Source organism: Alicyclobacillus sp. CIJ1, assembly GCF_057538885.1.
In genome coordinates this window covers 68164-91899 of sequence record NZ_BAAJPH010000102.1, presented here as the reverse complement: position 1 = coordinate 91899, position 23736 = coordinate 68164, and the positions used below count along the sequence as shown (strand labels likewise).

At 62.1% G+C, this 23736-nt stretch carries 24 protein-coding genes; 19 read left to right on the top strand and 5 right to left on the bottom strand.

The window, feature by feature from the left end:
- Positions 1-10: 10 nt before the first annotated feature.
- Complete coding sequence (asnS, locus tag AC27E8_RS07205; protein ID WP_487098709.1) at positions 11-1306, top strand: asparagine--tRNA ligase; 1296 nt, start codon at positions 11-13, stop codon at positions 1304-1306.
- A gap of 20 nt (positions 1307-1326) precedes the next feature.
- Positions 1327-2082 (top strand): DnaD domain protein, encoded by a 756-nt coding sequence (locus AC27E8_RS07200; RefSeq protein ID WP_487098710.1) that lies wholly within the window; start codon positions 1327-1329, stop codon positions 2080-2082.
- Positions 2083-2118: 36 nt separating this feature from the next.
- Here AC27E8_RS07200 and AC27E8_RS07195 read toward each other — a convergent pair whose 3' ends face one another.
- On the bottom strand, positions 2119-3270 hold the full coding sequence (locus AC27E8_RS07195; protein ID WP_487098711.1) for a D-alanine--D-alanine ligase: 1152 nt from the start codon (positions 3268-3270) through the stop codon (positions 2119-2121).
- 49 nt (positions 3271-3319) lie between these two features.
- On the opposite strand from AC27E8_RS07195, the gene AC27E8_RS07190 reads away from it, so the two are divergent.
- The 3 genes from AC27E8_RS07190 (at position 3320) to AC27E8_RS07180 (ending at position 6249) form a co-directional block, all read left to right on the top strand.
- Positions 3320-4687, top strand: a complete 1368-nt coding sequence (locus AC27E8_RS07190; protein WP_487098712.1) for a UDP-N-acetylmuramoyl-tripeptide--D-alanyl-D-alanine ligase — start codon at positions 3320-3322, stop codon at positions 4685-4687.
- Between the two features lie 178 nt (positions 4688-4865).
- Positions 4866-5105, top strand: a complete 240-nt coding sequence (locus AC27E8_RS07185) for an RING finger protein (protein ID WP_008338149.1) — start codon at positions 4866-4868, stop codon at positions 5103-5105.
- 187 nt (positions 5106-5292) lie between these two features.
- A complete protein-coding gene (locus AC27E8_RS07180; protein WP_487098713.1) occupies positions 5293-6249 on the top strand; it encodes an alpha/beta hydrolase family protein in 957 nt (318 codons plus the stop codon).
- Positions 6250-6258: 9 nt separating this feature from the next.
- On the opposite strand, the gene csaA is transcribed toward AC27E8_RS07180, so the two are convergent.
- Complete coding sequence (csaA, locus tag AC27E8_RS07175) at positions 6259-6591, bottom strand: chaperone CsaA (protein ID WP_487098714.1); 333 nt, start codon at positions 6589-6591, stop codon at positions 6259-6261.
- A 146-nt stretch (positions 6592-6737) separates the two neighbouring features.
- On the opposite strand from csaA, the gene AC27E8_RS07170 reads away from it, so the two are divergent.
- Positions 6738-7997 (top strand): NRAMP family divalent metal transporter, encoded by a 1260-nt coding sequence (locus AC27E8_RS07170; protein ID WP_487098768.1) that lies wholly within the window; start codon positions 6738-6740, stop codon positions 7995-7997.
- Between the two features lie 35 nt (positions 7998-8032).
- Here AC27E8_RS07170 and AC27E8_RS07165 read toward each other — a convergent pair whose 3' ends face one another.
- Positions 8033-9298 carry an FAD-dependent oxidoreductase gene (locus AC27E8_RS07165; protein WP_487098715.1) on the bottom strand — a complete coding sequence of 422 codons (1266 nt, stop codon included), beginning with the start codon at positions 9296-9298 and terminating at the stop codon, positions 8033-8035.
- Between the two features lie 142 nt (positions 9299-9440).
- Here AC27E8_RS07165 and AC27E8_RS07160 point away from each other — a divergent pair, with 142 nt between their 5' ends.
- Entirely contained in the window at positions 9441-9992 is a 552-nt protein-coding gene (locus AC27E8_RS07160) for a DUF84 family protein (RefSeq protein WP_487098716.1), read from the top strand.
- 48 nt (positions 9993-10040) lie between these two features.
- Here AC27E8_RS07160 and glnA read toward each other — a convergent pair whose 3' ends face one another.
- The gene (glnA, locus tag AC27E8_RS07155) at positions 10041-11462 is read right to left on the bottom strand and encodes a type I glutamate--ammonia ligase (RefSeq protein ID WP_014464326.1); all 1422 of its coding nucleotides are present in this window, start codon (positions 11460-11462) and stop codon (positions 10041-10043) included.
- Positions 11463-11732: 270 nt separating this feature from the next.
- Here glnA and AC27E8_RS07150 point away from each other — a divergent pair, with 270 nt between their 5' ends.
- The 3 genes from AC27E8_RS07150 to AC27E8_RS07140 all read left to right on the top strand — a co-directional run bounded on the left by AC27E8_RS07150 (position 11733) and on the right by AC27E8_RS07140 (position 14625).
- Positions 11733-12485 (top strand): phosphocholine cytidylyltransferase family protein, encoded by a 753-nt coding sequence (locus AC27E8_RS07150; RefSeq protein WP_487098717.1) that lies wholly within the window; start codon positions 11733-11735, stop codon positions 12483-12485.
- Positions 12478-13188, top strand: coding sequence for a CDP-alcohol phosphatidyltransferase family protein (locus tag AC27E8_RS07145; protein WP_487098718.1), 711 nt, complete (start codon positions 12478-12480; stop codon positions 13186-13188). Before AC27E8_RS07150 ends, AC27E8_RS07145 begins: the two co-directional genes overlap by 8 nt.
- Before the next feature lie 249 nt (positions 13189-13437).
- Positions 13438-14625 carry a 4-hydroxybenzoate 3-monooxygenase gene (locus tag AC27E8_RS07140; RefSeq protein ID WP_487098719.1) on the top strand — a complete coding sequence of 396 codons (1188 nt, stop codon included), beginning with the start codon at positions 13438-13440 and terminating at the stop codon, positions 14623-14625.
- On the opposite strand, the gene AC27E8_RS07135 is transcribed toward AC27E8_RS07140, so the two are convergent.
- Positions 14592-15419 carry an IclR family transcriptional regulator gene (locus AC27E8_RS07135; protein WP_487098720.1) on the bottom strand — a complete coding sequence of 276 codons (828 nt, stop codon included), beginning with the start codon at positions 15417-15419 and terminating at the stop codon, positions 14592-14594. The genes AC27E8_RS07140 and AC27E8_RS07135 overlap by 34 nt on opposite strands.
- A 178-nt stretch (positions 15420-15597) precedes the next feature.
- Between AC27E8_RS07135 and AC27E8_RS07130 the strand changes: the two genes are divergently transcribed.
- The 9 genes from AC27E8_RS07130 to AC27E8_RS07090 all read left to right on the top strand — a co-directional run bounded on the left by AC27E8_RS07130 (position 15598) and on the right by AC27E8_RS07090 (position 23705).
- Positions 15598-16407, top strand: a complete 810-nt coding sequence (locus AC27E8_RS07130; protein ID WP_487098721.1) for a DODA-type extradiol aromatic ring-opening family dioxygenase — start codon at positions 15598-15600, stop codon at positions 16405-16407.
- A 35-nt stretch (positions 16408-16442) separates the two neighbouring features.
- Positions 16443-17879, top strand: coding sequence for an aldehyde dehydrogenase (locus tag AC27E8_RS07125; RefSeq protein ID WP_487098722.1), 1437 nt, complete (start codon positions 16443-16445; stop codon positions 17877-17879).
- Positions 17880-17893: 14 nt separating this feature from the next.
- On the top strand, positions 17894-18688 hold the full coding sequence (locus tag AC27E8_RS07120; RefSeq protein WP_487098723.1) for a 2-keto-4-pentenoate hydratase: 795 nt from the start codon (positions 17894-17896) through the stop codon (positions 18686-18688).
- Positions 18685-19584, top strand: coding sequence for an acetaldehyde dehydrogenase (acetylating) (locus tag AC27E8_RS07115; protein WP_012810938.1), 900 nt, complete (start codon positions 18685-18687; stop codon positions 19582-19584). The genes AC27E8_RS07120 and AC27E8_RS07115 overlap by 4 nt, the downstream gene beginning before the upstream one ends.
- A gap of 6 nt (positions 19585-19590) precedes the next feature.
- Positions 19591-20649, top strand: a complete 1059-nt coding sequence (gene dmpG, locus AC27E8_RS07110; RefSeq protein WP_487098724.1) for a 4-hydroxy-2-oxovalerate aldolase — start codon at positions 19591-19593, stop codon at positions 20647-20649.
- Positions 20618-21397: a 2-keto-4-pentenoate hydratase gene (locus AC27E8_RS07105; protein ID WP_014464317.1), complete on the top strand. Its 780-nt coding sequence runs from the start codon at positions 20618-20620 to the stop codon at positions 21395-21397. The genes dmpG and AC27E8_RS07105 overlap by 32 nt, the downstream gene beginning before the upstream one ends.
- 12 nt (positions 21398-21409) lie before the next feature.
- Positions 21410-21619, top strand: a complete 210-nt coding sequence (locus AC27E8_RS07100; protein WP_487098725.1) for a 4-oxalocrotonate tautomerase — start codon at positions 21410-21412, stop codon at positions 21617-21619.
- On the top strand, positions 21616-22587 hold the full coding sequence (locus tag AC27E8_RS07095; RefSeq protein WP_487098726.1) for an amidohydrolase family protein: 972 nt from the start codon (positions 21616-21618) through the stop codon (positions 22585-22587). The genes AC27E8_RS07100 and AC27E8_RS07095 overlap by 4 nt, the downstream gene beginning before the upstream one ends.
- A 167-nt stretch (positions 22588-22754) precedes the next feature.
- Complete coding sequence (locus AC27E8_RS07090) at positions 22755-23705, top strand: VOC family protein (RefSeq protein WP_487098727.1); 951 nt, start codon at positions 22755-22757, stop codon at positions 23703-23705.
- Positions 23706-23736: the final 31 nt, after the last annotated feature.

Sequence of the window (23736 nt, the reverse complement as noted above, 5' to 3'; positions counted from 1 at the left end):
GGGAAACGGCGTGGCTGAATGGACCACGGTTCGCCAACTCGCCGATCACGTCGGTCAGGACGTGCGGTTGCGGGGATGGCTGTACAACAAGCGTTCGAGTGGCAAGATCCACTTTCTCCAGGTCCGGGACGGGACAGGCCTCGTTCAATGCGTGGTGGTCAAGTCGAACGTGTCGGATGAGACGTTCGCGGCGAGCGATGCGCTCACGCAGGAATCGTCGCTGGTCGTCGAAGGCACGGTGCGCCAGGACGCGCGCGCACCAGGAGGATACGAGATTGACGTCCGTCACATCGAGCCCGTGCAGTTGGCGCACGAGTATCCCATCGCGCTGAAGGAGCACGGGATCGACTTTCTCCTCGACCATCGCCATCTGTGGATCCGCGTGCCGCGGCAGCGGGCGATTCTCCGCATTCGCGCCGAGATCGAGCGCGCCATCCAGGCGTTTTTGGACGACAACGGGTTTACGCGCGTGGACGCGCCCATCCTCACGCCGGCGTCGTGCGAGGACACCACGGAGCTGTTTGAGACGCGCTACTTCGACGACACGGCTTACCTGACGCAGAGCGGCCAATTGTACATGGAGGCCGCGGCCATGGCGCTGGGGAAAGTGTACTGCTTCGGACCGTGTTTCCGGGCGGAGAAATCCAAGACGAGACGACATCTCATTGAGTTTTGGATGGTCGAACCCGAGATGGCCTTTGTCGAGCACGACGAGAATCTGCGCGTGCAGGAGGCCCTCGTCGAGCACGTGGTGCAGTCGGTGGTTGACCGCTGCACGCCGGAACTCGAACTGTTGGGTCGAGATATCGCGCGGTTAGCGCGAGTGAGGGCGCCTTTTGCCCGCATCTCGTACGACGACGCAATTGGCTGGCTGCGGGAACACGGGTTCGACATCGCCTGGGGTGACGACTTCGGATCGCCGCATGAAACGGCGCTCGCGGAACAGTTTGACACGCCGGTGTTCATCGAGCGATATCCCACGAAGCTCAAGGCCTTTTACATGCAGCCGGATCCGGATCGGCCTGAAGTGGTGCTCTGCGCCGACATGTTGGCTCCCGAAGGCTACGGCGAGATCATCGGGGGCAGCCAGCGCATTCACGACTACGAGTTGCTGAGAACGCGCTTTGAGGAACATCGGTTGCCGGAAGAGACCTACGGATGGTATCTCGATCTGAGGCGCTACGGTTCCGTGCCGCATTCCGGATTCGGCCTCGGCCTGGAAAGGACGATTGCATGGATCTGTGGGCTGGATCACGTCCGAGAAGCGATTCTGTTTCCCCGCATGCTCTACCGAATGGCGCCGTAAGCACAAGGGGAGGCGAGCGAATGGAACCTTCGGGCCGGCAAGGTGGCAACAGCGATTACTTAAGTGCCCCGTTTGTCGCCGTGCCGTGCGACCTTCTGCGGCGCTTCGCCCAGCTCGGCCTGCACCCGCATGAGCTCGTCGTGCTGTTGCAGATCCTCGCGAGCGGCCAGACGGAGGGCACGACGGAACTGTCTCCGCACGAATTGGGCGAGCGCTGCGGCATGTCGAGCAAAGAGGTCATGGCGTGTGTGGAGCGACTCGTCACGGAGGGATTCCTCGCCATTGGCGAACGGTACGACGATCAGGGAGCGCACGTGACCTATTTCGATCTCCAACCGCTATGGGACAAGCTGAAAGGGCGCCGGCGCGTGGTGCAGCCTCCGCCTGTCGAGAAGGATCTCGTCAGCCTGTTCGAGGAAGAATTCGGCCGCCCTCTCTCTTCGCTGGAATGCGATCAACTCAGGGCGTGGCTTGGCGAGCACGGCTATCCCGAGTGGCTCGTCGTGGAAGCGTTGAAGGAAAGTGTGTTGGCCAACAAATACAGTTTTCGCTACATCGATCGGGTGCTGTACAACTGGCAAAAGAACAACGTTCGTTCGCGACAAGATCTCGAGCAGTACCGCGCGCAATACCGCGAGAGACAGGCTCAATGGCAGGGCGATTCTCAGGGCGGCCAGCCGAAACCGAGATCGAGACCAGCCTCTCCGCGCACAGCTGCGCGCGAGCCTGTGCGCGACGAGCGATACGCCAGTTTCTATGAACTCTTTCCCGACTGACGAGAGCGCGGCTGGGAAACCAGCCGCGCTCGATATTTACGCCTTATCATACGATCTTAGAAGCTGGCTCCGCTCCGCGTGTCGTTCCAGTGCAAGCTCAATGAGGCGGTCGAGCAACTTGTCGTACGCCAGCCCGGACGCTTCCCACAGCTTCGGATACATGCTGAAGCGCGTGAAGCCAGGCATCGTGTTGATCTCGTTCACCAACACGCGGCCAGTTCCCCTTTCGACAAAAAAGTCCACTCGCGCCAGCCCGGAGCCGTCAATGGCCTGGAAGGCCCGGATGGCGTACGACTCCACGGCCTTTCGCTCCTCCGGCGACAGGGCTGCAGGAATGCGAAGTTCTGCGCCCCCGTCTTGATACTTCGCTTCATAATCGTAAAATTCGCGCTTGGGGATGATCTCGCCAGCCACAGACGCGATGGGGTCGTCGTTGCCGAGAATGCCGATTTCGATCTCGCGCGCGTCAATGGCCTCCTCCACAATGACGCGCCGGTCGTACGACAGGGCGAGATGAACGGCCTCCACGAGTTCCCGCTGGTTGCGAGCTTTGGAGATCCCGACGCTCGATCCAAGATTCGCGGGCTTGACGAAGCAGGGATATCCGAGTTCCTCCTCAATCTCTCGCACAATCCGGCCGTCATCCTGTGCCCAGGAAGCGCGCGTGAAACCCACCCAGCGCGCCTGAGGGATTCCGACGGCTGAAAAGATCTGTTTCATCGCGATTTTGTCCATACCTAAGGCTGAGGCAAGCACACCGGAGCCCACGTAGGGAATGCCCACCATCTCCAAGAGTCCTTGAATCGTCCCATCTTCACCGAACGTGCCGTGGAGTACCGGAAAGACGACGTCGATCTCGTTCACCAGCGCGGGAGGAAGCCAATCGGGCGACCGCTTGACCTCTACAGGTGACAACCCCTGGATTTCCGGGTTGATGAACCGCTTCGAAGCGGACGGGCCGTTCTGGGTGTGTTTACTCGGCAACGCGGCAGGCTGCTTTGCCTCGAGCGCCTTCCATGCACCCTTCCCGACGTGCCAACGCCCGTCCTTCGAAATCCCGATGGGTATCGTGGTATAGTGAAGAGGATCAAGCGCATCCATCACCGACTTGGCCGACTGCAGCGAGACCTCGTGTTCACCGGACTTTCCACCAAAGATGACGCCGACCCTCAGTTTGCGATTTGGCACAGACACACATCTCCTTTTCTAAAACGTGCGTAGAGGGGAACGAACCCATATGACACCCATGTCGCTTGCGAACTTCGTGCACGTGGTAGGGGGCACGCCCGCGTTCCACGAGGCCCCGGACGTCACCGTCAAGGGCGTGGCCATTGACCATCGACAGCTTCAGCCGGGACATGCGTTTGTCGCGTTTGTGGGACAGCGCGTCGACGGACACCAGTTTGTCGACGAGGCGTTTCGCCGCGGAGCCAGTGTAGCCGTCGTCACCAAAGACGTCAAGACGGCGCTCGGGCCGTGCGTTCGCGTCCCAAACGCCCTGAAGGCAGTGCAGGCTCTCGCGCGTTGGGAACGCGATCAATTCGAAGGTCCCGTGGTGGGCATCACCGGGTCGAATGGGAAGACGACGACCAAGGAGATGGTCGCAGCCGCGCTTGGCGCGCTCGGCCCGTGCGTGTACACCTCGGCGAACCAGAACAACGAATTGGGCTTACCTCTCACCATTCTACAGCGGGATGCCTCGCATCGTGCCATGGTTCTTGAGATGGGAATGCGCGGCCTGGGGCAAATTGAGGAATTGTGCACCATCGCCCGCCCGAACATCGGCGTCATTACCCACATTGGCTACAACCACATCGAACTCCTGGGTAGCCAGGAGAACATCGCCCTGGCGAAGACAGAGCTCATCGCGAGCCTGCCGAAAGACGGGATTGCCGTGCTGAATGGAGACGATCCCTGGCTTCGCCGGATGCAGCACCGCACGACGGCGCGCATCCTGTGGTATGGGCTGAGCGAAGCGTGTGACATCCGCGCCACGTCGGTGACCTGGTCGCAGGAAGGGATGGCCTTCAAGGTCAACACCCCACAAGGTTCGGCAACCATGCGCATTCGGCTCTTGGGCCAGCACAACGTGATGAACGCGCTCGCCGCCATCGCGGTTGGGCTGTCGCTCGGCATTTCCTTGGGCGACATTCAGCGTGGGCTGGGCCGCGTCGAAGCGCAGCGGGGCCGGCTGCGTCTGGTGGACGCTAGAGATGTGACCGTGATTGACGATGCGTACAATGCAAGCCCTTCATCCGTCGCCGCGAGCCTTGAAGTCCTCGAGCGCGTCGCGCGGCCAGGGCATCGCGTTGCCGTGCTCGGTGACATGCTGGAACTTGGGCAGATGGCCGTTCAGGCCCACCGGGAAGTCGGTCGCCGTGTGGCGTTGGCCGGCGTGGACCGCCTACTCTGTGTGGGCAAATTGGCGGTGGAGATGGCGCGTGCGGCAGAAGAGGCGGGAGTACCCGTAGTGCGTCACTTCAACGCGTTGGAAGAACTTTTGGCTTCTCTCGGCACGTACCTTCAGCCGGGAGACGTGGTGCTGGTGAAGGGCTCTAGAGCGGTCCAACTCGATCGCGCCGTGGATGCGTTGGCCGCGCTCTGACGCAGGGCGGGCAACCCCGCCCTCACTTGCCATTCGTCACGAGATTTTTACACGAAGTTGCCTAGCTTCGTCAATATTTTCGAGTAAAATAAAACTGTCGCACCTTTGAAGATGACACCGCGGGAATCTCAGGCTGTCGCATCGGAATCTCGGCTAGGCGGCGAAAGGGGAATGCCACGTGGTCACCTGTCCGATCTGCAACGAACTGTTGCAGGAACTGACGTCCGTGCACTGCATGACGCGCCACGGCATGACGAAGGCGAGTGTGATTGAAAAGTACGGCAAGCCCAAGCGCTTGTTCCTCACGTTCGCGTCCAATCATGCCATCCAAACGCCGACCATTAGTCCGCGGGACTTTTTGAATTCGCAGTTGCTGACCGATCGCCTTTTGTCCAAAACAAGAAAGTTTCACGTATAGATGCAGTTCGTCGCAGGTCGGAATCGATGAATGAGGCGGGCGTGCCCGAGTTGAGGCGCGCCCGCCTCTTGTTTGAATCCGTCGGATCGTGGCAACAAATATACAGGGATTTGTGAACGGCTCACAGCCCTCTCGCCGGACGGGTATGGTATACTGCTGGCGTCGGAGAAGGGAGGAGGCACAGCGAATGCGATCGCCGTCGTTTTGGAAGCGACTCTTCGCGTTTACGGCCGCGTCCGCGATGCTCGTCGTGCCCTTCCGGTTTCTGACCGTCAATGCCATTGTGCGCGCCCCCGACGTAAAACCTTCGGCTTCCGCCTTATCGGTGTCCGATGTCACCAACGGCATCTATGACGGCGTGTTGATGAAAATGACGGATTTGTCTTATGTGAATCTGGCGGCGGAAGTGGGACAGTCGTTCGACGAGATGGAAGAAGAGGCGCTCGTCCACCGCGGGCCTAAGTCCCTCCTCGACGAAATCGAGCGGGTGAACAGCATGGACTGGCATGAGACGTATACCCAGGCGGTGAACGAGTTCTTTTCCGATCTACGGGGATGGCGCGTGCTAGCCGTCGACAACGAGGAGTCCCAAGCGGGATTTTACGCCGTGGCTTACCAGAAAGGGTCGGATGTCGTCATCTCGTACCGAGGGACGACGAACAACGTGATGGACCTCGTTGCGGACGCCGGAATTTATTTGAGCGTTCCCAACATGATTGACCAACTCGCGCCCGCAAAGTCGTTCTTCATCCTAGCCTGCAACAGGGCCTCACAGGCGATTCATCAGTCCCCGATTCATGTGGTGCTGACGGGGCATTCAATGGGTGGGTGGCTTGCGCAGTCCGTCTATCTCGAAGAGCGCAAGGTCTCCGGTCCATGGGTGATTTCAGGCGTGATCGTGTTCAATTCCATTGGCACAGGGTTTCAGCCCATGGCGAATCCATCTGTGGATGTAAAGGACTATCATTTTGACGGCGACGTGTTCAGCCGCTACGGAACGTCGCTCGGCAGTGTCATCGACGTACCAAACCCTGATCCGGACGCGTCAGTGTATGACAAACATCAGATGTACGAGTTTTACCATTACTTTTACCCGTATGCCGATGGGACCGGCGCTGCGCCCGCCGCCGGAGAGCGGGCATGACGCGACCGCTCATCCGATGGGTGTGCCGTTTGGCACGGGGACGTCGGGTTTGAGCAAGACGACATCCCCTTCTTCGGGCAGCCCTCCGAGTATCAGCACTTCCGACGAAAATCCGGCGATGCGCCTCGGCGGGAAGTTGGTGACGGCGACGACTTGTCTGCCCACGAGTTCCTCCGGTGTGTATCGCCGCGTAATTTGCGCGCTCGAGGCGCGTACCCCTATCGCTTCTCCGAAGTCGATCCACAGCTTGATGGCCGGTTTCCGCGCTTCGGGAAACGGCTCGGCTCTCACGACGGTCCCAATCCGGATGTCGAGTTTTTGAAAATCTTCGATCTGCGCCATGCGCGGACACCTCCAGAGAATGTTGACCGTTGCAATCAAGTTTCTAGTTAGGTTAGACTAACGATAGAAAAGAGATTGGGCAAACTCCGTCTATCCCATATCCTATCCGCGGCAAGATGGTGTTTGCAACGAGAGGAATGGACTTGATGGGACACACGGACGTCATGCAGGCCGAGGCGCCTCGCGCGGCGCGAGGGTTTTGGTGGCGGCTCCTTGCTACGGTAGGGCCTGGTATCATCGTTATGCTCGCCAACACCGACGCAGGGTGCATTATTACAGCCGCACAGTCTGGCGCGGTGTGGGGCTACGCCATGGTTTTGCCCCAGTTGATCTTGATACCGATTGTCTATTTGGTGCAAGAAGTGACGGTGCGCCTTGGGCTTGTCACAGGGCGCGGACACGGGGAATTGATTCGACATCACTTCGGCCGCGGATGGGCCTGGATTTCCGTGTCTACGCTGTTTTTGTCTGCTATCGGCGCGTTGGTCACGGAGTTTGCCGGCATTGCGGGCGTGGGAGAACTGTTCGGCATCTCGCCGTATTACACGGTATCCACCGCGACCGTCCTCCTGATTGCCTTGGCGTTGACGGGGAGCTACAAGCGCGTGGAACGCGTCGGGATCGCCATGGGGTTGTTTGAGCTGGCCTTGGTGCCGGGAGCGCTGCTCGCGCATCCCTCCTGGCATCAGTTGCTGCGGGGTCTGGCGACGGTGCCGCTGAACCATCCGAGCTATGTGTACCTGCTCGCGGCGAATGTGGGAGCCGTTATCATGCCCTGGATGATCTTTTATCAGCAGTCGGCGGTGGTGGATCGAAAACTGACCCTGCGCGACCTTCGGTTTGCTCGCTGGGATACGTTCTTTGGATCCATACTGACGCAGGTCATCATGATCGCCGTGGTCGTGATGATCGCGGCGACGGTGGGGCGCACGCACCCGAACACGCCCCTTGAGACCGTAGGCGACATCGCGCAAGGATTGACGCCGTTTCTCGGCGCTGCCGCCGCGAAGGTGATTTTCGGCCTGGGGATGCTCGGCGCGAGCTTTGTGGCCGCACTCGTCGTGTCGCTTGCGGGCGCGTGGGGCATTGGCGAGGTCACGGGCATTCGCCACAGTCTGAACACCCGGTGGAAGGACGCGAAGGCGTTTTACGCGGTGTACAGCCTGGCGCACATCGGCGGCGCGATACTGGTCTTCAGCGGCGTGAACTTGATCAACCTCTCGGTGGACACCGAGGTGATGAATTCGCTCCTGTTGCCCATTGTCCTCGGCTTCCTGTTGCTGCTCGAGCGCCGCGCGCTTCCGCCCGAGTACCGCATGCGCGGATGGTACCGATGGGTTGTGACCGGGCTATCCTTCATCGTCATGGCGTTTGGCGTGTACATGGGCCTGCAGATCGTCATCTGACGTCGCAGGCCCTTTCGCTTGCGGATCCCTGCGTGTCAAATCATCGCGCCCTGTCGCTGCAACTCTGCCCGAACGGTTGCGGCCGCCGGCGCCTCGCCGTAGGACGCCTGCAGCGCGGCGGCGACGCCCGCGGCATGACCGGTGGCGAGCGCCGTGCCCATCACGCGCGCGGAAGCGAACGCCGTCGGATCGCAGTCGATGACCCGCCCTGCGCACCAGAGATTGGCGCGATCGCGCGCTTTCAGGGAGCGCAGCGGGATCTCGTAGTACGCGCGATCCCGAATGTGCTGGTAGCGGGGCGGCTCGCCGGGCTGGTGGATCTCCACCGGCCATCCGCCTCGAGCGATGGCATCTTCAAATTTTGCCGCATTCAAGACCTCTTCGCCGGTCAAGCGGTATTCGCCATCGACATGTCGGGTCTCACGCACACCAATACTCGGGCCTGTTGCGACGAGGTACGCATCCTTGAACCCGGGCACATGTTGACGAAAGGCCTCAAGATAGGCCCACGCCTGCCGGCGCGCCGACATTTCCGCCTGCGTGAGGCTGGCGCTGTCCAGCCCGTTGACTGCCTCGTCGGCGAAGAGCGCGAGCACGTGTTGCGATCCCGGCAGGCGAACCACCATGCCTCTGTCCTTCGTGAGCACGGTGTCTCCTTGCCGCTTGGCCTGCCACACGGCCGCAGTGAACTGGTGTCGGTGAAGCTGCACTTCCGGAGAGACGCCGCCGAACTGCATCACCAGGGTGCCCGCCTGCACGCGGCCTTCTTCGTCCCCGTAGCGGACGCCGTTGCCACTCATGAAAGCGAGATCCGCTTCGCCGCTCGCGTCCACAAACGACGTGGCCTCGATGGAGAATACCCCGCCGTGATGGAAACAGTGGATAGCGCGAATTCGGTCTCGCTCGACGTCACAGCCGATGACGGTCGTGTGGAGTCTCGCCTCGACGCCCGCTTCGAGGATCAATTGGTCGAGAGCGAACTTGGTGCCCTCAGCGTCTAAGGGAACAATCACATTTCCAGACCCGGGATTTCGAATGGGCCCGTAATATTTGCCGATCTCGTCCAGTTTCTCGAGAAGCCGCCGACCCACGCCGCCCACGACCGGCTCAAGCGGTTCCCGTTGGGCGAACAAGCCGCAGATGGTCAGCACGGAGGCGTGCGTCGCCGCGCCGCCAAAATACGGGTTGCGCTCGACAATGAGTGTCCTTGCCCCGAGCTTCGCCGCGCCCACCGCCGCGGCAACACCGGCGCTTCCACCGCCGACCACGACCACGTCATATCGCAACGTCTGTTGGCTCACCTTTCAACCTCCCGGACCTGTCCAGAACGCATGTCTATCATACAACATCGGCTAAGTTGCGAATATGGGAGATTCGGTCGTCCCATGTCGATCACGGCGGCCGGGATCGCTACAATGAAGGCGGGCAGGTGGTGAGTGGAAGATGCGGAATGAAGCGACGATGCGCGTCGCGCTTGGATCGCTGAACCGCGCGAAGCGAGACGCGGTGGAGCAGGCATTGCACGCGTTCGGCGTCTCATGGGAGATGAAGTGCGTGAACGTCCCGTCCGGCGTGCGAGCGCAGCCGCTGTCAGACGAGGAGACGCGGCGCGGAGCCGTCGAACGGGCGAAGCGAGCGAGGAAGGAGACCGGCGCTCACGTCGGCGTGGGACTTGAAGGCGGCGTCGAGGAGACGGAGCACGGCATGATGCTCGTCAACTGGGCAGCGGTGGCGTACGGCGACGACGAGGTGGCGGTCGGGGGCGGCCTGCGCATGATGCTGCCGGACGAGATCGCGCAAGGGATTCGCGCCGGTAGGGAACTGGGCGACGTGATGGACGCGTGGATGGGGATGACGGGGCTTCGCCACGGGGATGGGGCCATCGGCGTGTTGACCGGCGGTCGAATCACCCGATCCGGCATGTTCCGCGACGCGCTCGTTTGCGCGCTGGCCGCCGCTTTCGGGGAAGCACGAAGAAGGGATAGCGCGCGTTGACGACATGAAGCCGCGCGACCCAGAAGCGGGCGCGCGGCCTCTTCATCATCACAGATCGAAGTAGAGCGAGAACTCGTAGGGGTGCGGGCGCAAGTGGAGCGGCGCCAGTTCGTTGTTCCGCTTGAAATCGATCCAGTTGCGAATGAAATCTTTCGTGAAGACGCCGCCTTCCAGGAGGAACTCGTGATCCGCTTCGAGCGCGTCGAGCACCTCGCCGAGCGAGCCTGGCACGCTCTTGATCTGCGCCTTTTCCTCCGCGGAAAGCTCGTAGATGTTTTTGTTGATGGGACCAAATCCGAGTTCCGTCGGATCCAGTTTTCTGCGAATGCCGTCTAAGCCGGCCATGAGCATCGCCGCGAACGCGAGGTACGGGTTGGCCGTACAATCCGGCGTGCGGAACTCAATGCGCGCGGTCTTCGGCGAAACAACCGCCACCGGAACGCGAATGGCTGCGCTGCGGTTGCCGCGCGAGAACACCAGGTTCACCGGCGCTTCGTACCCAGGCACCAGTCGCTTGTAGGAGTTCGTGCTCGGGTTGGAGAACGCGAGAATCGCCGGCGCGTGATAGAGAATGCCCGCAATATATTGGAGCGCAATGTCGCTCAGATTCGCATAGCCGCCTTCGCGGTAGAACAGCGGTTCGTCGCCGTTGAACAAGCTTTGGTGAACGTGCATGCCCGAACCGTTGTCGCCGAAAATCGGCTTCGGCATAAACGTGGCCGTCTTGCCGTGCCGGCGGGCGACGTTGCGCACGATGTACTTGTACGTCATGACCGTATCCGCGGTGCGGGTGAGGGTGCCGAATCGGAAGTTGATTTCCGCCTGACCTGCCGTGGCCACCTCGTGGTGATGCCGCTCGACGCGAATGCCCGCCTTCATCAATTCGAGCACCATTTCGGTGCGGATATCCTGCTGCGTGTCCGTCGGTGCGACGGGGAAATAGCCACTCTTGTTCTTCACGTGATAGCCAAGGTTTTTCGCGCCGGTGCCGGTGTTCCACACCGCTTCTTCGGAGTCGATGGCGTAAAACGCACCGCTCTGCGTGGAGTCGAACCGGACGTCGTCGAAAATAAAGAACTCCAGCTCCGGCCCAAAGTACGCGGTTGTCGCGATGCCCGTCGACTTCAGATATTGCTCCGCTTTCTCCGCGATATAACGGGGATCTCGCTCGTACCGGTTCCCACTCGGTTCGTACACGTTGCACGTGACGGCGAGTGTCGGGACCTCCGTGAACGGATCTAAGAAGGCTGTCTCGAGCACCGGGCGCATCACCATATCGCTCTCTTCGATGCCCCGGAACCCAGGGACACTCGATCCATCGAATGCGACTCCTCGTTCCAAGACCTCTTCGTCGATCTCGGCCGCGGGCACGGTGACGTGATGCTGGCGGCCCGGGACGTCCACAATGCGAAAATCCACCATCTGAACTTCGTGCTGCTTCATGAGTTCGAGAATATCGCGCGGCGTCAAGTTCGATTCCTCCCACTGTGCAGCGCTGAACTGCGCTCATTATAGGAGTCGTTCCGAATCGACGTCAATGCTTTATGTAAGAATACTTTACATGAGGCGAGAATTTGTCATACGCCGTCGCGGTTTGAGAGACGCCCTCGAGGGGTGCGGATTTTGAGGTTTTTTTGAGATTCGGCAACGTATAGTCATATATCGGGCTCATTTTTGGCGAACCATTCTGGCAACCGTGGACAAGCATCATGCAGTCGCGGGTTATGGGGGAATACCGAGATGAAACCGACCGCAATCATCCTGGCGGCTGGCGTGTCGCGCCGCATGCGGCCGCTGACCGACGATCGACCCAAATGCCTATTGCCGGTGGGGCCGAAGGCGGTCATCGACTGGCAGTTCGAAGCGCTTCACAAAAACGGCGTTCACGACGTCATGATGGTCGTGGGCTACCGGAAAGAGATGGTTCAGGACTACGTCCAGACGCACTATCCAGCCTTCAGCGTGCGATTCATCGAAAATCCCGCCTATGAGTCGACCAACACGCTGTTCTCGCTCAGCCATGCGTTGCGCGGCTGGCGCGGCGATTTCTTTTATATGAACGCAGACGTCGTCTACGACGCGCGCATTCTCGAGCGCCTCGCCCCGGGACAAGAGGGCGGCTATCTCGCAATCGACAAGAAACAGTGCAGGGACGAAGAGGTGAAGGTGGAGGTTCGGTCGGGGCAGATTGTCGCCATTGGGAAGCACCTGGATCCCGCGGCGTGCGAAGGCGAGTTTATCGGCGTGGCGAAGTTCGCGGGTCAATTCGCCGAGCGATTCCGCCAAAAGGTGCTCGATCTCGCCGTGGAAGGCAACGAGATGCAGTTCTTTGAGTACGCTCTGGACCATTTGGAAGACAAATCGGGCTTGGTTCCTGTGGACGTCACGGGTCTTCCCTGCGTCGAGATCGATTTTCCCGAGGACTATGAGTACGCCGTGGAAAGTGTGGTGCCTCGGCTCCTCGCCGCGCAAGGGGCGGAGCGAGATGTCTGAGCTGCAGCGCATCGACGCATGTGCAAAGCGGCCCATTGATATCTGGACGAATTACTTGTTTTATCCATTGTCCATCCGGCTCGTGTACCTGTTGCGCAACACGCCCGTGACACCGAACCAGATCACGCTGTTCTCGCTATTTCTGTGCTTGCTGGGATGTGTGGGGTTTTCAACGGGCATTCGCGGCGACGTGATCGCCGGGCTCGTGTTGGTCGAAATCTCCTATGTCTTCGATTGCGCGGACGGTCAGTTGGCGCGATATCGCCAGCAATTTTCCGCCATCGGCGGTTGGTTGGACCAAGTCGCGGATCGCATCAAGGAGTTCGCCATTTACTTCAGCCTCGCGTACGGCTACACGCGCTGGCACCCGAGCGCAACGGGCCTGTGGGCGTGGGCCATGACGGCGCTCTTCGCCCTGTATCTGCTCGAGTACTACGGACAGATCCGGTTCAAGCCACGCGAGACACCGTCCGCGGGCGCCGATACGGCTCTCGGCGAGTCGAGGTTCCGACGGGCCCAGCGGTGGCGGAGCTTGATTCCTTTTCGCGGCTTCATCATCGGGGAGCAGTATTTTGCTCTCCTCGTTTTTGTGGCGTTCAACGCCATCGCGGCGTTCTTCCACTTTGTCGCGGTCCTGGGCCTTGTGATGTGCGTCTATCGGCCGGCGGTGCAGCTGTACAAGTGGTCCCGTGGCATTGCGTGATGGGGCATCCTTGTGAGTTTGGCGGGAGGTCGCGCGGCTCTCCCGCTTTTGCATTGGGCAAGAACGCAAAACCGTTCCAGACACATACGCAAAACCGGTGTGGACTGCCACCGGGTAGGATCACCAAGGGCGATCCGTCCACCATTCCGCATATCGGAACATTAGGGTCGTTCATGACTCAGCCTCGCGGTAGACTTGTTTTGGAAGCTTTTCGAAGATTCCAATCAAAGGAACGCGAGGTGGGGAACTGTGCGCACACAGGTCGGGATCATTGGCGCGGGGCCCGCGGGCCTGATGCTATCGCTGCTGCTCGCGCAGCGCGGCGTGGAGTCGGTCGTGCTTGAGGCGCGTTCGCGCCAGGCCATCGAGCAGACGATTCGAGCGGGCGTCTTGGAACAAGGCACAACCGATCTCATGCGAGAGCTCGGCGTGCACCGCCGCATGGAGGAATTCGGTGAAGAGCACGAGGGCATCGAATTCCGGTTCCGTGGCCGCGGGCGCCGCGTGCCCTTGAAGGAGCTGACAGGCAAGTGCGTGACGCTCTACGCGCAGCACGAGGTGATCAAAGATCTCGTCGCAGCGCGGCTCGAGCAGGGGGGCAAGATCCTCTTTTCCGTACAGGACGTGTCCCTCGAGGCCGTCGACACCGAGCAGCCGCGCATCCGGTTCCGGCGAGATCCCGACGCGCCGTTGGAGGTGCTGGAGTGTGACTTCATCGCCGGGTGCGACGGATTTCACGGGCCTAGTCGCGCGGCCATCCCTGAAAGCGCTCGCCAAGAGTTTTTGAAAACGTATCCGGTGGGGTGGCTCGGCATCCTGACCCAGGCGCCTCCATCGAGCCGGGAGCTCATTTACTGCAACAGCGACCGAGGGTTCGCACTGGTCAGCACGCGGTCTCCCGAGATCCAGCGCATGTATCTGCAAGTGGACGCGGACGACGACATCCGCAACTGGTCCGATGACCGCATCTGGGAAGAGTTGCGCCTACGGCTCGCCACGGAGGACGGCTGGGAGCCCATCGAGGGCCCCATCCTGCAGAAGTCCATTGTGCAGATGCGCAGTTTTGTCTGTGCCCCGATGCAATATGGCCGCCTCTACTTGGCGGGCGACTCGGCTCACATCGTGCCGCCGACGGGTGCCAAGGGGCTGAATCTCGCGGTCTCCGACGCGCGTGTCCTCGCGGAAGCCATCGCGCGCCACTATGCAGACGGATCGGACGACTTGCTGAGGCGATATTCCGCCATCTGCCTGCGGCGCGTGTGGAAGGCGGAGCGGTTCTCGTACTTCATGACGCAAATGCTGCATCGTTTCCCGGACCACTCGCCGTTTGAACGAGAGATTCAACTGGCAGAACTCGATTACATCACGTCGTCGCGGCACGGGCTCGCGACCATCGCCGAGAATTACGTCGGCCTCCCTATCGAGTGGGACGCGTGAAAGATGGTGCGCGATCTCGGCCGTTCATAGTAGCCGAGGCGATTCGAGATCTCCTTGCTGATGGAGATGAGCGTCTTGGCGAGCGATTTCATCTTCTCGTCCGTGAATCGAGCGGCCGGCCCCACGGCGGTGACCGCGCCGATCACGCGCCGCGTGTAATCGCGGACCGGTGCTGCGACGCTGTTGACGCCAGGTCGGAGTTCGCCGACGCTCGTCGCGTATCCTGCTTCGCGGATCTGTGCGAGGACGGTTCGCAGGCGGTTCGGATCTGTGATGGTGTTCGGCGTGAAGGGCTGCAGGCCACGGCGAATGACCTCTTCGACCATCGATTCGTCTTGGTAAGCGAGAATGACCTTGCCGGAACTCGTGCAGTAGAGCGGGTTGCGGCGGCCCACGTGGGTGGCGATTTGCACGGGATGTTTGCACTCCAGTTTGCTGACGTAGACCGTGCAAAAGTCCTCCAACACCGCGAGGTGAACGGTCTCGTCGAAGCGGTGCACGAACTCCTCGAGCAGGTGCTGGCCTTCTCGGCAGATTTCGAGGTTGGACATGATGATGCCGCCGAGGCTCAGCACGGAGAGTCCGAGCCGATACCGATGCGTCTCCTCGTCTCGGTGCACGAACCCTTCCTCGGCGAGCGTTGCCATGATCCGATGCACGGTGCTCTTTGAGAGGCCCAGTTTGCGCGAGATCTCCGTGATGCCGAGTTCAGGTTCGTCCTGAGAGAAGCAACGCAGGGCGTGCAGCGCGTGGCGCAATGACGAGAGCGTGCGAGCGTCTGACTGCCTTGGCACGGCGTTCGCCTCCCTTGCGGCGTGTAAGCGCTTCTAGGAATGGTGTATCACGTTCCGCATAGAGAAACAAGAGCGTATAGCGAGCGCTTTCAACGTGCTACGATGAGGTCAGCAACTGAGGGTGCCTACAGTCGCACCTTTCAAGGCCGCCCACGGTTTCATTCGGGGAGGGATTGAGATGAGTCTGGAATTGGCCATGATCACGCCGCACACGCCGAGGATCTGCCATCGGGACCGCGTTCCGGAGTTTCAGAAGCCGATGGTCGAGGCGATGTTGAAGTGTGCGGACGTGATCGACCAGATCCGGCCCGACGTCGTCGTGATCATTTCGTGCCACTGGATGTCCAGCTTCATGCACTACGTGGACGTCACGCCGCGGCACAAAGGCATTTTGACGGCCGTGGAGTGCCCGGATCTCATCAGCGACGTCCCGTACGACCATCCGGGTCACCCGGAGATCGGCAGGCGACTGGTGGAGGCGGGACAGCGAAACGGGCTGCAGGTCGTCGCGGTGGACGATCCGACCTACGTGTGGGACTACGGCACCGTGGTTCCGCTTCGGTACTTGCTTAAGCGTCCCACGCCCGTCGTCGCCCTCTCGGTCTGCTGGGCTGCGTCGCTCGAGGAGTCGATGCGTTGGGGCGAAGTGATGGGAGACGTGTTTCTGGAGTCGCCGGAGCGGGTGGTGTTCTTGGCGAGCGGGGCGCTCGCGCACAACCTGGGCCGCGGCCCGGAGAAATGGCCGAATCTCACGGAACAGGCGTTGGATCGCGAATTTTGCCAATATCTCGTCAAGGGTGACAAGGCATCGGCCGTGAGCATGCTGCCGTCGTACGTGCGCGCGGCGGGCGTGGAGTCCGGCGGCCGCCACGTGGCCGTGTTGCTCGGCGTGCTCCGGAAGCAGTTTGAAGGTGAATTGCACGGATACGGTCCGTCGTCAGGGTCCGGGAATCCCGTGCTGACCATCCGGTACCGCGATGCAAGTTGAGTCCTACCTATAGTTCGAGATGGCGAGGGATGAGGATGGAACAAGTGCTGCACTTCATCGACGGAGCCTTTGTGCCGTCCGAAGACGGGCGGACGTTTGATAATCTGAATCCTGCGACAGGCGAGCGGATTGGCACGGTGGCCGAGGGAGGGCGCGCCGAGATCGACAAGGCGGTGCGCGCGGCGCGGCGGGCCTTTCGGACCTGGAGTCGCACGACGGCCCAGGAGCGCGCCGCGATTCTGCATCGGATTGCCAACTTGATTGAAGAAAATCTCGAGGAACTCGCCCTTCTCGAGACGACGGACACGGGGAAACCTCTTTCGCTCGCGAAGAGCCTCGACATTCCGCGTTCCGCCTATAACTTTCGCTTTTTTGCCGATTTCGTGAAGGGGCTTTCGACCGAGACGTTCGAGATGGAGGGCGTCGCGTTGAACTATGCGCTCCGGCGCCCGGTCGGCGTGGCGGGGCTTATCTCGCCGTGGAACTTGCCCCTGTTTTTGTTGACGTGGAAGGTGGCGCCGTGCCTCGCGGCCGGCAACACGTGCGTCATCAAGCCTGCGGAGCTCACGCCGATGACCGCCACCAGGCTCGCGGAGATCTGCAAGCAGGCGGGCGTGCCAGACGGCGTGGTGAACGTGGTGCACGGCTTCGGGCCCGATGCGGCGGGTCAATTCCTCACCGAGCACGAGGACGTGGACCTGATTTCGCTCACGGGCGAGACGTCGACGGGCAAGGCGGTCATGCGGTCGGCCGCGAACACGCTGAAGCGCCTCTCGTTTGAACTTGGCGGCAAGAACCCCAACATTGTGTTTGCGGACTGCGACTTCGAAGACGCCATCGCGACCACCGTGCGCTCGAGCTTCGTCAACCAGGGCGAGGTGTGCCTCTGCGGATCGCGCATCTACGTCGAGCGCCCGCTGTACGACCGGTTCGTCGACGCGCTTGTCGATCGCGCACGCAAGCTTCGGGTCGGCGATCCGCTGGATCCGCAGACGGACGTCGGCAGCCTCATCTCAGAAGAACACCTGGAGCGGGTCGACGGCTTCGTCCGGCGCGCGGTGGAGCAGGGCGGTCGTGTACTCGTGGGTGGCAAGCGCCCCGAACATCTGAAGCGAGGCGCCTTCTACGAGCCGACCGTCATCGTCGACGTGGACGAGACCTGCGAGATCACGCGGCAGGAGGTGTTCGGCCCGGTCGTGACGGTGCAGCCGTTCGACACGGAGGAAGAGGTCATTCGCCTGGCGAACGACACACACTACGGCCTGTCCGCCACGTTGTGGACGTCGAACCTCAAGCGCGCGCACCGCGTCGCCGGTGAACTAGAGGCCGGCGTGATCTGGGTCAACACCTGGTTCCTGCGCGACCTGCGGACGCCATTTGGCGGCATGAAGCAAAGCGGCATCGGGCGCGAAGGTGGCGTGCACAGCTTCGAATTCTTCACGGAGCTAAAGAACGTCTGCATTAAGCTGTGATCGGAGTGGATGAGATGAGCGAACGGCTGGAATCCCTGGCGGAGGCGCTGTGGCGCGCGGAGCGCGAGCAGTCGCCCATTCCGCCTCTGACGGATGAACACCCCGACCTTTCGGTGCAGGACGCCTACCACATCCAGCTTGTGAACGTGAAGCGGCGCGTGGCCGCGGGCGATCGCGTCGTAGGGCACAAAATTGGCCTCACCAGCAAGCCGATGCAGGTGCAACTCGGCGTGGATCAGCCCGACTTTGGGCACCTGTTTCAGTCGACGTGGTTTGAGAGCGGCTCGGATCTCAATTTTCCGCTGATTCAACCGAAGGTCGAGCCGGAGATTGCATTCATTCTCGCAGAGGACCTCGTCGGACCGGGCGTGGATCTGCACCGGGTTTTGACGGCGACCCGGGCCGTGGTGCCCGCCATCGAGGTGATTGACAGCCGGATCGCAGACTGGCGCATTCGGCTGGTGGACACCGTGGCCGACAACGCGTCCGCCGGTTGCTTTGTCTTGGGGAACCTGCCCACCGCCATCGCCGGCCTGGAGCTGGAGACGGTGGGCGGCGTCCTGAAGCTGAACGGAGAGGTCGTTCAGACGGGCGCGGGTGCGGCGGTGATGGGGCATCCGGCGAAGGCCGTGGCCTGGCTCGCCAACACCCTGACCGAACTCGGCACGCCGCTTCGCGCGGGTCACGTCGTGTTGTCCGGCGCCGTCAGCGCCGCGGTGCCCATTCGGCCGGGCGATCGCGTCCAGCTGTCCTTTGGGCCGCTGGGCAGCGTGGAGTTCGTGTGGGCGAAAGGAGAGGGTTCGGATTGAAAAAGCTCAGTGCCGCGATCGTCGGGTCCGGAAACATCGGGACGGATCTGATGATCAAGTTGAAGCGCAGCCCGTGGATCGAACCGCGGTGGATGATCGGCATCGACCCGGAATCGGACGGCCTGCGGCGCGCCCGCGAGATGGGGCTTGAGACGTCGGCGGACGGCCTCAAGGCGGTCCTCGAACAGGGGGTTCGCCCGGACATCGTCTTCGACGCGACGAGCGCGAAGGCCCACGTGCGCCATGCCAAGCTCCTGCGCGAAGCAGGCATCCAGGCGGTCGACTTGACGCCGGCAGCGCGCGGGCCATACGTCATCGCGGCGGTCAACCTGGAGGAGCACCTCGATTCGCCGAATGTCAACATGGTCACCTGCGGCGGCCAAGCCACCGTGCCGATGGTGTACGCCGTGAGCCGCGTGGTCGGCGTGCGGTACGCGGAGATTGTCGCCACCATCGCCAGCAAGAGCGCGGGCCCTGGCACGCGGGCGAACATCGACGAGTTCACCCAGACCACGGCGCGCGCGCTCGAGGCCATCGGAGGCGCCAAGCGAGGGAAGGCCATCATCATTCTCAACCCGGCAGAGCCTCCCATTCTCATGCGCGACACCATCTACTGCTTGATGGAGGACGCGAGCCCGACCACCCAGGCGAAGGTGCTCGAGTCCATCGAACAGATGGTGCGCCACGTGCAGACGTTCGTCCCGGGGTATCGGTTGAACCGCGAGCCCATCTTCCAGGACGATCTCGTCAGCATCTCCATCGAGGTCGAGGGACTCGGCGACTACCTGCCGGTGTACGCGGGCAACCTCGACATCATGACCGCGGCGGCGGTGAAGTTTGGCGAAGAATACGCGCGTCACAAGATGCAGGTGGCGTCGGCGGAAGAGGCGAGGTGAGGCGCGGTGTCGTATCGGTACAAGATTGAAATCACGGACGTCACGCTCCGCGACGGGATGCACGCCGTGAGGCATCAGTTCAGCGTCGAAGATGCGAAGGCCATCGCGAGCGCGCTGGACAGGACGGGCGTGGCCAAGATCGAGGCGTCCCACGGCGATGGGCTCGGCGGAAGCTCGATTCAGTACGGTTTTTCGAAGGAGTCGGAAGAGGATTACGTCGGAGCGGTGTGTCAGGCGGTGAAGACCTCTCAGGTCGTCGCGCTGCTGTTGCCTGGCATCGGAACGCTCGAAGACTTGAAGCGCGCCGTCGGCCTCGGCATCCGCGGAGTGCGGGTCGCCACACATTCCACGGAGGCGGACATCTCCGCGGAACACATGGAGGAAGCGCGCAAGATGGGACTCGATGTGGTCGGTTTTCTCATGATGAGCCACATGACGGAGACCGAGCGCCTGGTGGAAGAGGCGAAGAAGATGGCCTCTTACGGCGCGCACTGCGTGTACATTGTCGATTCGGCGGGCGCGATGCTCATGGACGAGGTTCGCCGCAAGGTGTCCGCACTGCGGGAGGCCCTGCCGGACGACGTCCAGGTCGGATTTCACGCGCACAACAACCTCGGCGTGGCGGTCGCCAACTCTATCGCGGCCGTGGAAGAGGGCGCATACCGGATTGACGCGAGCCTCGCGGGGCTCGGGGCAGGCGCGGGAAACACGCCGCTCGAGGTGTTTGTGGCCGCGTGCGAGAAATACGGCATCGAGACCGGCGTGGACCTGTACGCCGCCATGGACGCCGCGGAGGACGTCGTGCGCCCGCGGATGGCGCGACCCGTCCTGACGGATCGCACGGCGCTCACGCTGGGCTACGCGGGCGTGTATTCCAGCTTTCTCTTGCACGCCGAGCGAGCAGCGAAGCAGTTTGGGGTCGACGTGCGCGACATTCTTGTGGAACTCGGCAGGCGCCGCGTGGTGGGTGGCCAGGAGGATATGATCGTCGATGTCGCGTACGAGATCGCGCACGGCAAGGAGGCGAACGCGGATGGCCCTGTCGCTTCCGTCCATCGCGGATGAGTTGTATCGCCACCAGACGGCGGCCACGGAGTTGAAGAAGCTGACGCTCCGCTACGAAGGCCTCACGGTGGACGACGCGTATGAGATCCAGCGGTTGACCATGCAGAAGTACATGGCGGAGGGTGCGCGGCTCGTCGGCTGGAAGATGGGGCTCACGAGCAAGGCGAAGCAGCGGTCCGTGGGCGTCGACGAACCCATTTTCGGCCATCTACTCTCCACGATGGAACTGGAGCGCCCGGTGTTGTCGATGCAGGGACTCATCCATCCGCGCGTGGAGCCGGAGATCGCGTTCGTGTTCCGCAGCCGTTTGGAGGGGCCGAATGTGACCGCGCGCGACGTCTGGCTCGCGACCGAGTGCGTCGTGCCAGCGGTTGAGGTCATCGACAGCCGATACGAGAACTTCTCGTTCACGCTCGTGGACGTGATCGCCGACAACGCGTCGAGCGCGCGCTTCTATCTGGCGGATCAGGCGTACTCGCCGTACGCATTTCGGCTCGACGAAGTGGGGGTGGTCATGCGCCTGAACGGGGACGTCGCGCAGACGGGCGCGGGCGCGGCGGTGCTCGGCCACCCGGTGCGGTCCGTCGTGGAACAGGTGCGCATGCTCACGCGCTTCGGCGCGGCCATCGAGCCCGGGATGGTGGTCCTGACGGGCGGCATCACGGAGGCCATCTACGTGCACCCGGGCGATCGCGTCGAGATCGCCTTCGCGGGCATGGGTGTCATCGAACTGGACGTCATCGAGTGAGGGGGGATCGAGATGCCGCTGGTCCAGGTCACCATGGTGGAAGGGCGCTCGTCGGAGCAGAAGCGGGCGCTTATGGAGAAGCTGACCGACGCGGTGGTGGAGACGCTCGGCGCCAAGCGGGAGACGGTGCGGGTCATCCTGTACGAGGTGCCAAAAGCGCACTGGGGCGTTGGCGGCGTGTCGAAGGCGGAACAGGACGCGGCCCGAGGTGAAATGCCGTGATCGAGCCGAATCGGGCGGCGGACGTGCACACGCACTTCCTGCCTGCTGAGGTGCTTGAGTTCCTCAAGCGAGAGCCTCGCATTCAGGTGGATCTGGAGCGGCGCGCACCGGACAAGGAGCCGTTTCTCACGGTGGAAGGGCGTTGGTCGTTCGAGCTGAAGCGGATGTTCGTCGACTTCGAGGCGTTCGCGAGCGCCTATCGGCAGGCTGGCATCGGCCTGGCGCTCGTGTCGCCCCTGCCGCAGCTCTTCGTGTATCACCTGTCTGCCGAGATCGGCGCGCAGGTGGCCGAGGTGTACAACGACGCCTTGCGAGATGTGCTGGCGCCGCACCGCGATCGGTTTCGCCCGCTCGCCACGCTGCCGCTCGCGGAGCCGATGGCCGCCGCGCGGGAGCTTGAGCGCCGGATGGACGAGGGCTTCGTCGGGGCCATCGTGGGCCCGGGCGTCGGGGAGGCGCTCATCGGCGACGAGGCCTTTTGGCCCGTGTGGGAGGTCGCGGACGCGCGCCGGGCGGTGCTGTTTCTGCATCCTTTGCTTCACGCCGATCCGCGGGCGGCGCGCCTCATGCTGCCCAACCTGGTCGGCGTGCCCTGGGAGACCACGCTCGCGGCGGCGCACCTCGTCCTCTCTGGCCTTCTCGACCGGTATCCCGGCGCCCGCGTGCTATTGGCGCACGGGGGTGGCTTTCTGCCGTATCAAATCGGGCGCATCGAACAGGGATACGACGTGTGGCCGCAGGTGAGAGGGCGGCTGCAGGACAGGCCGACGGCGTATCTTCGGCGCATGTTCTACGACAACGTGCTGTGGTCCGACGCTGCGCTTCGCTGTTTGATCGACGTGGTCGGCGCCGATCGCGTCCTCCCGGGATCGGACTTTCCATTTGACCTGTCCGCCTGGCCGCCGCGCCCGGGGGCCGACGTGTCCGTCCTCGCCGGCGGTGGCGGCCGCGAAGGCCGCTTGTCTTGAGCGCAGGGCACTCTCGCCCTGCGCGCCACCCACGCGCGGGCGAAATGACACGAAAGCGTTGACATGCATCAAGTGGTGCGCCATGATAGAAGTGTCGACTAAATTGTCATACAATCATGTTGCCGAATGATCCGGCCGATCTCGGCCGGCGGCGAGAGGGGGAATCGATGGTGAGTGCCGAGCCCGTGTATGACATCGCTCACCTTGGGCACGTTGAGCTGTTCACGCCTGTGATGGACGAGAGTTACCGTTTTTTTCATGATCTCTTGGGCATGGAGGAGGTGAGGCGTGATGCGCGCTCCATCTACTTGCGTTGCATGGGCGACTACGAGATGTACTCGCTCATCCTCACCGAATCCGATCGAGCGGGCGTCGGCCATACGGCGCTTCGCACGACGAGCGAGCAGGCGCTTGCGCGCCGAGTTCGAGCGCTGACGGAGGCGGGCGTCGACGGGGAATGGGTGCATGGGAGCTTCGGGCACGGTCCCGGCTACCAGTTTCGCGGGCCGGATGGGCATTTGTACGAGCTGTACTACGAGACGAAGTATTATGATCCTCCTGACCACCTGCGCCCTTTCCTGAAGAATCAGCCGCAGAAGTTGACGGGCCGGGGCGTCGGGGTGAAAACGCTGGATCACGTCAATTTTTTGTCGTCGGATGCGGAGCGCGACGGCGACTTTGTCGAATCGGTGCTCGGGCTCAAACTCACGGAGCAGATACGGCTGGACAACGGGAAGCGGCCTGGGGTTTGGTACCGCGCCATGAACAAGTCGTACGACGTCGTGTATACCTTGGACGCAACAGGGGCCCGCGGCCGCTTGCACCACATCGCCTTTCGCGTCGACACGAACGAGAGCATTTGGCGAGCCGCGGATCTGTTCGTCGATCACGGCGTGTTCATCGAATTCGCTCCCAGCAAGCACGCCATTAACCAGACTTACTTTGTGTATGTGTACGAGCCCGGCGGCAACCGCATCGAGGTGTGCGCAGGCGGCTATCTTGTCCTCGCGCCAGACTGGCAGCCCATCACCTGGACGGAGGCCGAACGCGCTCGCGGTCAAGCGTGGGGCAACAAGACGGTCGAAAGCTTTCACCATTACGGCACGCCTGTGGTATAACTGTTCCAGATGACAAGCCGACCGGAGGCGG

Coding starts and splice junctions, on each gene's coding strand:
- AC27E8_RS07160 (WP_487098716.1), top strand. CDS start 9,441: ATGCGGAATGAAGCGACGATGCGCGTCGCGCTTGGATCGCTGAACCGC.
- AC27E8_RS07150 (WP_487098717.1), top strand. CDS start 11,733: ATGAAACCGACCGCAATCATCCTGGCGGCTGGCGTGTCGCGCCGCATG.
- AC27E8_RS07090 (WP_487098727.1), top strand. CDS start 22,755: ATGGTGAGTGCCGAGCCCGTGTATGACATCGCTCACCTTGGGCACGTT.
- AC27E8_RS07120 (WP_487098723.1), top strand. CDS start 17,894: ATGAGCGAACGGCTGGAATCCCTGGCGGAGGCGCTGTGGCGCGCGGAG.
- AC27E8_RS07105 (WP_014464317.1), top strand. CDS start 20,618: ATGGCCCTGTCGCTTCCGTCCATCGCGGATGAGTTGTATCGCCACCAG.
- AC27E8_RS07145 (WP_487098718.1), top strand. CDS start 12,478: ATGTCTGAGCTGCAGCGCATCGACGCATGTGCAAAGCGGCCCATTGAT.
- AC27E8_RS07100 (WP_487098725.1), top strand. CDS start 21,410: ATGCCGCTGGTCCAGGTCACCATGGTGGAAGGGCGCTCGTCGGAGCAG.
- AC27E8_RS07170 (WP_487098768.1), top strand. CDS start 6,738: ATGGGACACACGGACGTCATGCAGGCCGAGGCGCCTCGCGCGGCGCGA.
- AC27E8_RS07130 (WP_487098721.1), top strand. CDS start 15,598: ATGAGTCTGGAATTGGCCATGATCACGCCGCACACGCCGAGGATCTGC.
- AC27E8_RS07180 (WP_487098713.1), top strand. CDS start 5,293: ATGCGATCGCCGTCGTTTTGGAAGCGACTCTTCGCGTTTACGGCCGCG.
- AC27E8_RS07125 (WP_487098722.1), top strand. CDS start 16,443: ATGGAACAAGTGCTGCACTTCATCGACGGAGCCTTTGTGCCGTCCGAA.
- AC27E8_RS07200 (WP_487098710.1), top strand. CDS start 1,327: ATGGAACCTTCGGGCCGGCAAGGTGGCAACAGCGATTACTTAAGTGCC.
- csaA (WP_487098714.1), bottom strand. CDS start 6,591: ATGGCGCAGATCGAAGATTTTCAAAAACTCGACATCCGGATTGGGACC.
- AC27E8_RS07190 (WP_487098712.1), top strand. CDS start 3,320: ATGACACCCATGTCGCTTGCGAACTTCGTGCACGTGGTAGGGGGCACG.